The sequence below is a fragment of the Glycomyces sp. NPDC049804 genome (genome assembly GCF_040674615.1).
GTDB lineage: Bacteria > Actinomycetota > Actinomycetes > Mycobacteriales > Micromonosporaceae > Glycomyces > Glycomyces niveus.
The window spans coordinates 1-6,999 of sequence record NZ_JBFAMQ010000038.1; the positions used below are offsets into that span (position 1 = coordinate 1).

Annotated in this window: 7 protein-coding genes; 4 read left to right on the forward strand and 3 right to left on the reverse strand. The window is 69.4% G+C overall.

All coding sequences use genetic code 11. The features are described 5' to 3' along the window. Window positions 1-195 precede the first annotated feature (195 nt). Genes AB0K52_RS25540 through AB0K52_RS25555 form a run of 4 tightly spaced genes read left to right on the forward strand, consistent with a single transcriptional unit; the run spans window position 196 to window position 3,581 of the window. Entirely contained in the window at window positions 196-936 is a 741-nt protein-coding gene (locus AB0K52_RS25540) for a hypothetical protein (protein ID WP_363537330.1), read from the forward strand. Next, window positions 933-1,241 carry a hypothetical protein gene (locus AB0K52_RS25545; RefSeq protein ID WP_363537333.1) on the forward strand — a complete coding sequence of 103 codons (309 nt, stop codon included), beginning with the start codon at window positions 933-935 and terminating at the stop codon, window positions 1,239-1,241. Before AB0K52_RS25540 ends, AB0K52_RS25545 begins: the two co-directional genes overlap by 4 nt. Before the next feature lie 10 nt (window positions 1,242-1,251). Next, window positions 1,252-2,214 carry a hypothetical protein gene (locus AB0K52_RS25550; RefSeq protein WP_363537336.1) on the forward strand — a complete coding sequence of 321 codons (963 nt, stop codon included), beginning with the start codon at window positions 1,252-1,254 and terminating at the stop codon, window positions 2,212-2,214. Next, window positions 2,205-3,581: a hypothetical protein gene (locus AB0K52_RS25555; RefSeq protein ID WP_363537338.1), complete on the forward strand. Its 1,377-nt coding sequence runs from the start codon at window positions 2,205-2,207 to the stop codon at window positions 3,579-3,581. The genes AB0K52_RS25550 and AB0K52_RS25555 overlap by 10 nt, the downstream gene beginning before the upstream one ends. An 83-nt stretch (window positions 3,582-3,664) precedes the next feature. Here the strand turns inward: AB0K52_RS25555 and AB0K52_RS25560 are convergent, their stop codons facing one another. The 3 genes from AB0K52_RS25560 to AB0K52_RS25570 form a co-directional block, all read right to left on the reverse strand. Then, window positions 3,665-4,267 (reverse strand): hypothetical protein, encoded by a 603-nt coding sequence (locus AB0K52_RS25560; protein WP_363537341.1) that lies wholly within the window; start codon window positions 4,265-4,267, stop codon window positions 3,665-3,667. A gap of 186 nt (window positions 4,268-4,453) precedes the next feature. Then, window positions 4,454-5,917 (reverse strand): hypothetical protein, encoded by a 1,464-nt coding sequence (locus AB0K52_RS25565; protein ID WP_363537344.1) that lies wholly within the window; start codon window positions 5,915-5,917, stop codon window positions 4,454-4,456. A gap of 786 nt (window positions 5,918-6,703) precedes the next feature. Beyond that, on the reverse strand, window positions 6,704-6,999 hold a 296-nt coding region (locus tag AB0K52_RS25570), incomplete at its 5' end, for an alpha-hydroxy-acid oxidizing protein (protein ID WP_363537347.1).

A 6,999-nucleotide genomic window follows, 5' to 3' on the forward strand; every position in this document is an offset into this window, starting at 1 on the left:
ACCGAGGCGCTCACCGCCGAGGCCAAGATCGGCGTCCTCGCCGGATCACTCCTGGCCGCCCTCATCGGCGCCGCCCTCGTCGCCCTCACCGCACCGGCCGCGAAGAGGCCGACGATCACGGACCACGCTCCGCCGACTGGTAAACCCTGAGTACCGTGGACTGAGCGGTACCCCGCCCCCCGGAAAGCAGGTCACGTGGACAACCCTGAGCACCTATTCACCGACGCCGACGAATGCGTCATGCTTCGACTGCGCGACGACGTCATCACCGTCGAGGTGTCCGTCACCGGGTTCCGGCGGCCCCCCGCAGAGATCGCGCGCTGCGTCGTCGAAGCCGCAGAGCGCCTACCCCGCCCCGGTGAGGACGTCGCAGCATCACTGGACGCCGATCTCGCAGCCATCGGCGGCCTCCAAGCCGCACTGGCGAGCGGCGGCTACGACGCGTTCGCCGCGCTGGCCCGCCGCCACCTCGGCATCACCGAGCCCTCAGGCCACCCGACCGCAGCACCCGAGCACGACCGGGCCCTGGTCGAACACCTGGGCGGCGTGGTCTTCACGATGAGCGAGACCAAGGCGTCGCTCGCCGAGTCCGACACCGAGCCGGTCGCCGCCGAAGCCGCCACTCCCGAGGGCGACATCGTGGTCGTCGCCTCCACCGACCGGACGATCGCCGAGGTGCGGATGAGCCCCACCGCCCGCCAGCGCGGCGTTGAAGGGCTCGGTCAAGCGCTCACCGAGACCATCGCTGCCGCCAGGGCCGCCGTGCGGGCCCGCTCTGATGAGCAGGCGAGGGCGACGTTCCCCCAGGAGCTGAAGGAGACCGTGGAGTCGGGGGCGGCGGCGACCGAGTCGTTCGCGCAGGACGGTTCGGCGTTCATCGAGCGCACCCGGCAGATCGGCGACGACTTGAAGCGAAGGATCAGTGAGCGTTCATGAGCAGAGTTTTCGACGCCGCGTTCGTCACCCAACTCAACGAGAACATCAACAGCAAGGTCGTCCCGATCCTGGAGTCGACCAATGAGCCCCTGGGCAACCTGGAGGCCATCGACCGCGCCCTGTACACGGCGGTGACCCGGACGATGGCGATCGCGTACACCACCGCCGTCGCCACGGTCACCGAGTGCATGGAAGGCGCGGGGCAGTGCTTCCGTGAACTCCATGACGCGGTCGAGGGGTGCGTGAAGGACATGGAAGACGCCGACGAGGCATGCGCAACCGCCTTCGGCGGCACCGGAAACTGAGGAGCACCCCATGACCGCAGGAGAATCCCTCTTCGAGCTGGGCAACTCGATGTCCCCTTACTACAACGGCGTCATCAAGAGCTGCGCCGTGGCGATCATGCCGCCCGCGATCGCCTTCGGGCTCTCGGTGCAGTCCTTGGCCACCAGCATTTATATGAACCAGTGCAACCCGGGTGACATGTTCAAGGCCGCCGGCGCCTGGATCACGCTCGCCGAGCGCAACTGGGACGCCGTCGAGGCCCTGCAGGCCGAGGTCGACACCGTCAACGAGGGCAACTGGTGCGGCGACGACGCCGAGGCGTTCAAGCAGAAGACCGAGGATTTCAAGCAGCAGCTGCAGGAACTGGCCATCAACGCCGTCATGGTCGCCTCCGAGCTCATCGTCATGGCGACCATCCTCACCGCCTACTGGGCGTTCCTGCTGACTTGCACGATCGTGATGGACGCCTTCCTCATCGCCTACCTCGCCGCGCTCGCCACGGGGATCGGCGCGCCGGCCGCGGCGGGCATTCGCGCCAGCGCGACGGCCGCTGCCGCGACCATGGTCGGCTGGGCGAAGGCGACCGAGGGCATGATCTCGGTCGCCTCGCATACGTGCGCGGCGCTCATGGGGGCGTTCACGCTCTTCACCTGGGTGTTCCAGAAGGCCAACGGCAATCCGGCCAATCCGCTGGAGGCCGCCGGGGCGAGCATCGTCAACATGCTGGAGGGCTTCGCGACGTTCTACGCCCGCAAGTTCACCATGACCCCGGGCGGGCGGCACGCGACCACGTCCTTGTGGCAGAACGGCGTCCAGTCGGTCACCAACATCTTCCCGACCTACCAGGGCGGCAACGTCTTCGACCCCGACAGTTGGAACGGCGGCTTCGACGGCGGCGGCGCGGGCCTGGGCGCCGCCGACGGCGTCTCCAATGCCGTCCAGCAGTACCTGCCCGAAGAGCTCACCAACCCCACTGAGGTGCAGTGGACCTGATCGCGGGGCGCAGCCCGTGCTTCAAACCGCCGTGGCGCGCCTGGAGGATCGCCCCGCTCGGGGCGGTTCCGGGCGCGAGCGGCGGCGGCACGCTGCGCCTGCGAGTCGGCTACAGCGCGGGCCTCGGCATGAAGCCGCTCGGTCCGCGCATGGAGGCGATGCAGGCCCGCCGGGCCGCGGGCGACCCGGTCGCGAGCCTGGACGACCTGAAAGCGAGCCTGGTCCCGGTCGTCGTCGTGGACGGGAGGCCCGCGGCGGCCGGGTGGGGTGCGATCGACCTGCCGCTGGCGGAGGGCCGCCACCTCGTCGAGGTCCAGAGCCTCCATTCGCGGACGTGGCGAGCGGTCGACATCGCCGCCGGGAAGACCACCAGGCTCGACTACGTCGGCGTCCTCGGCGAGGCCCACCGCGCGTATGCGACCGGCGACCTGCGTGGCGTCCTGGCCGGGAACACCGGTCACACGCTCGGCCCTCGCGGGCGACTCAACTACTTCCAGTACCTTCCCGCACTGTCGCGCCACCGCCGCAGCGTCATCGTGGCGATCCTGGCGATGCTCCTGTGCCCGCTCGTGCTCGTCGCCGGCATCAACCTCGGCGTGCTCACCGAGCACGGCCCGGTCGGGCAAGCGGTCGGGTTCGCCTTCCTCTTCGGCATCCCTGCCGCGGCACTGGCCTGCTGGGGCTTGCGGGTGGCGTGGACCTTCCTGCGTTACAACCGCCTGCGGCCCGAGGCGCCCCTGCCGACGCGGCCGTTCGCTCCTGATGGCGCGCTGGCTCCGGTCGTGCTCGACCCGGACGGCGAACCGCCCGCTCTCGGCCACGGTGGGGCGGGGCTGCTCATCGAGGCCCGCTTCGTCAAGGAGGACTTGTCCTCCGAAGATCTGGCACGGCAACTGGATCCCGGCCAGAAGCGGATCGACCACCGCCAGCGCAAGGCCCTCGACCGGCTGGGCGAACTCGTGCCGATCCGGCACCGGAGCCCCGTCCCGCCGCCCGAGGTCATCCTGGACGGCACGCCGGTAGGTGCGTCCTGGACCAGGATGTGGCTCGAGGTCCCGCCGGGCCGGCACCTCGTCCAGGCACTGACGCCCGCGTCGCCCCTGCCGGTCTCGACCGCCGCGGGCCCTCCTGAAACGGGACGCACCGACATCGAGATCGGCCCTGGTCAGGTGGTGCGTGTCGAACTGCTCGTCGCCGTCACTGCCGTTCCCGATCCGCGCGAGCCCGTGCTGCACGGTTGGAGCTGCCGCATCGTCGAATTCGGGCCCGCAGCTGCACCCGTTCGGCCGCAAGCGCCGAAAGCCGACTTGCGAGGCGGCTTGCGCCGCATGTGGACCAACCGGTACTGGGACGAACCAGTGCGCTGACGAGCCCTCGAGCCCGCGACACAGCGGCGGAGCCCCCGCCGTTGCGGCAAGGGCTCGGTTCGCAAGGCCTCGTCGAACCCGGCTCAACCGGCGTCGGCCACGGCCGCGCAATGCCCCATCGTCCCCGAACCGACGCTGCCTGTCGCCGAGGCGCATACGATGCAGCCGATGCCGGCAGTCCCCGCGCAGAAGAACATGCACGCCGCCGCGATCGTCGCCATCGCGGTCCCGCTCAGCCCGGCGTATTCGCTCAGGCAGGCTTTGAACCGGTCCCACCAGGACGACGAGTACAGCACGGCGTCAGGGGCGGGATCAACGGCGGTGCCGTCCTGCCAGACGCCCATGTCGGTCGGCGCGGTGTCGGCGCTCGCGATGAAGATCTCCACATAGTGCGCGTGGGACTCGTCTTCGGTGAAGAACACGGTGAGGCTCGAGATGTCCCCTTCGAATTTCGCGGCTGGCGCGTGGACATAGGTGAGACCGTCCATGGTGTGCGTCGTGGCCTGGTCCCATCGGAGGTCGCCCGCGGCGTTGGAGTGCAGGACCAGGGTGCCGTCCTGGACGAGCTGCCGTGCCGAGGCCACCAGTGGGTCCTCTTGCGCCGCTTCGGCCGGGGCGGTGAGTGCGAGGACGGCCCCCACCGCCATCACGACTGCGACGATGATGCTGCGTACCCAGGTGTGCATCGGAACCTGCCTTTCGTCGGTGAGGCCTCGGCATCGGATCTCGGTCGGCGAGGCTCCATCGACGGTATAGATCCCCGGCGTCGGTACGAGCCGAACGAAGATTTCGGCGCGACCGCGCATGTCGGAAGTCCGACAGCGGCGCGGCCCCGCCTCTCGCTGTGCCTGCGTGCGCGCCGGGTCGCGGGCCTACAGGTGGTCGGCGAGCGCGCTGTCGAGCACCGACCGCACGGCCTCCTGGTCGATCGCGCCTTCAGCTTCGGTCGGGGGGATGTCGATCCCGTTCCACACCTCGTACGAGACCGACGACGCGCAGCCGCTTCCCAGGTCGCGGGTGCCACCGTCGATGCGCTGACCCGAAGCCAGATCCCAGAGGTCCCATCGCAGCACCGGCTGCAGGGTCTCAATCCGGGCTTCGCCACCGATACCGATGTAGGAGCAGGTGGGACCCGATTCCCACTCGACGTCTGCGCACAGGACCGCTTCGGCCGTCGCGGCGGTCTGGGCCAAGTGGGCGGCGTCGACCGGATCGCTCAGTTCGCTGTGCGCCAAGACCACCGCTCCGTCGGCGGTGCCTGTGTCGAGGAGCGGGTTGGCCTTGGGCGAGGAGCAGTAGTCGTTGACCGCGCCTCGGGGGTCCGGCCAGTCGGGGAGGACCGTGCGCAGGTCCACATACCCGAGGAGGTCCTGGGCATAGTCGGCGTGCGCGCTTTCGAGGTTGGCCGCAATCCATTCGTCAAGCTCGGTCGCCGCGCCCACATGAGCGTCTCTCGCGAGGTAGCCTTCCGTGCATGCGAGCAGCCGCTCAGGCGCACTCGCGTCCAGGGCCGTGTAGGCGTCGCGCAGCGGCGCTGATGCCGTCGACGCCAGTTCGCTTGCAACGCGGATGGTGCTGCACGGTTCAGCGGCGGCCAGCAGGGCCTCGGCGAAGACCGGCCCGATCGTGTCGAGGTCGGCTTCGAGGTCGGCGAACCGCTCCGCAGCTTGGGCGAGGGCATCGGCAATGGCCTGCCGGTCCGAACCGTCGGCGACCGTCCGGCCCTCGGTGCGGGCGGTCAGTTCGGTCCGCAGCGCTTGCGCGCCCTCCCAGGCGATCGGGCCGTCGAGGTGGGATTCGATGGCCGCCAGGCGCTCTGCGGGATCGGCGTCGCCGTCCTGCGCGAGTTCGAGCTGTTCGCAGGAGGTTGCGATGTCGCCGTCGAATCCGATCGTCGAGGGGCGCAGCAGCGAGAGCCACCATGACCGGTCCTCGACAGCCGACGCTGCGCCTTCGCAGTCGCCGTTCTCGATCGCCACGGCGATGCGGTCGTCAACCTCGCGGTTCGGGCCAGCCGCCAATGGTGAGGCCGCAATGGCGACCAGTAGCGGGGAGAGAAGGAGGGCAAGCGGCTCCCAGGCGCGCACGGAGGTGCGCTTGGTGTAGCTGCGCACCCCCGCGAGCGAGAGGATACCGACGGCGGAGACGAGCGCGACGAGGATCCACAGGACCAACGGAACCCAGAAGCCTCCGACGAACAGGTACCAGGCGAGAAGCCCAGAACTGATGCCGGCGATCGCAAGGAACGTCTTCCACCTGCCGATCGGCAGGTAGCCCAGGCCGAAGCCGGTGAGGTTGGCGAGAGCGAGCAGTCCGGCGCGACGCGATTTCGCCACTGCGGCGTCGTACTGCTGGTCCGGCGATAGCTCCTCCTTCGCATCGTCCGATTGGGGTGCCGATTCGGGTGGGGTTTCCGGAGACACCGGACCTCCTTGGGCGAGAACTCACGGTTGGGCAACGGACACCTGGATTGTCCAGAAATACTAGTGGTGACGCACCATCCTTAAAACCCGCCTCGCGTCGGGTGCTGAGGTTGCGGCGGCGCCGGTGGCGAGTGCGTTCGCCCCGTCGGCGGCCTCGGTGATGCCGGAGGGCGGACATCTGGCCGGCGAGGGTGTCGTTGCCGTCGGCGACTTGGCGTCCGCCCGTGGCGAGGGCCTGGAGGGCGTCGCGGGTCTCGACGACTTTGGCGCGCGCGGAGGCGATGGGGCCGTCGATGCCGGCGGCTCTTCAGCGAGGGCAGGGCGTCGATGGCGTCGATGGCGTCGATGATCGGGGACCTCGGCGCCGACTCGGCCCTCGGCTTCGGCAAGGTGGCGACACCATCGTGAGCACGGTCAACGCCCGCCGATCATCCTATGCACGCTGCAACCCTCATGCATCCCTAGCGACGGACGGCAGCCGGTCGGCTGCGGGCGGGCACAGCAAGAAGCCGACCGGCTCAATCGAACCGGTCGGCTTCTGTATCCACAGGTCAACCTGCATATGTGGGAGAGGATATGGGATTTGGAATCGGGTATCACCCGAAACCCGCTTGAGGAGGCGGGTTACCACTCCGCTGCCTGAACCATCGAGCGCAATGGAGCCCGCCCTCTCATGCCCGCGACGACCGACCTCCCGTGCTAGCGGGGGGTGAGGCGCTGCAGCTGGGTCACGTGGCCCGGCTCCAGCTCCTCGAGGGAGGCGACGCCGAGCAGCTTCATGGTCCGCTCGACCTCCTCCCTCAGGATCGCGATCGTCCGGTCGACGCCGTCGCGGCCGCCCGCCATGAGCCCGTACAGGTACGCCCGGCCGATCATCGTGAACCGCGCGCCCAGCGCGACGCACGCGACGATGTCCGCGCCCGACATGATGCCCGTGTCCACATGCACCTCGGTGTCCTTGCCGACCTCTCGCACCACCGCCGGCAGCAGGTGGA

Excerpts from the sequence above, each read along its gene's own strand:
- AB0K52_RS25545 (WP_363537333.1), top strand. The coding sequence starts at position 933 with ATGAGCAGAGTTTTCGACGCCGCGTTCGTCACCCAACTCAACGAGAAC.
- AB0K52_RS25550 (WP_363537336.1), top strand. The coding sequence starts at position 1,252 with ATGACCGCAGGAGAATCCCTCTTCGAGCTGGGCAACTCGATGTCCCCT.
- AB0K52_RS25560 (WP_363537341.1), bottom strand. The coding sequence starts at position 4,267 with ATGCACACCTGGGTACGCAGCATCATCGTCGCAGTCGTGATGGCGGTG.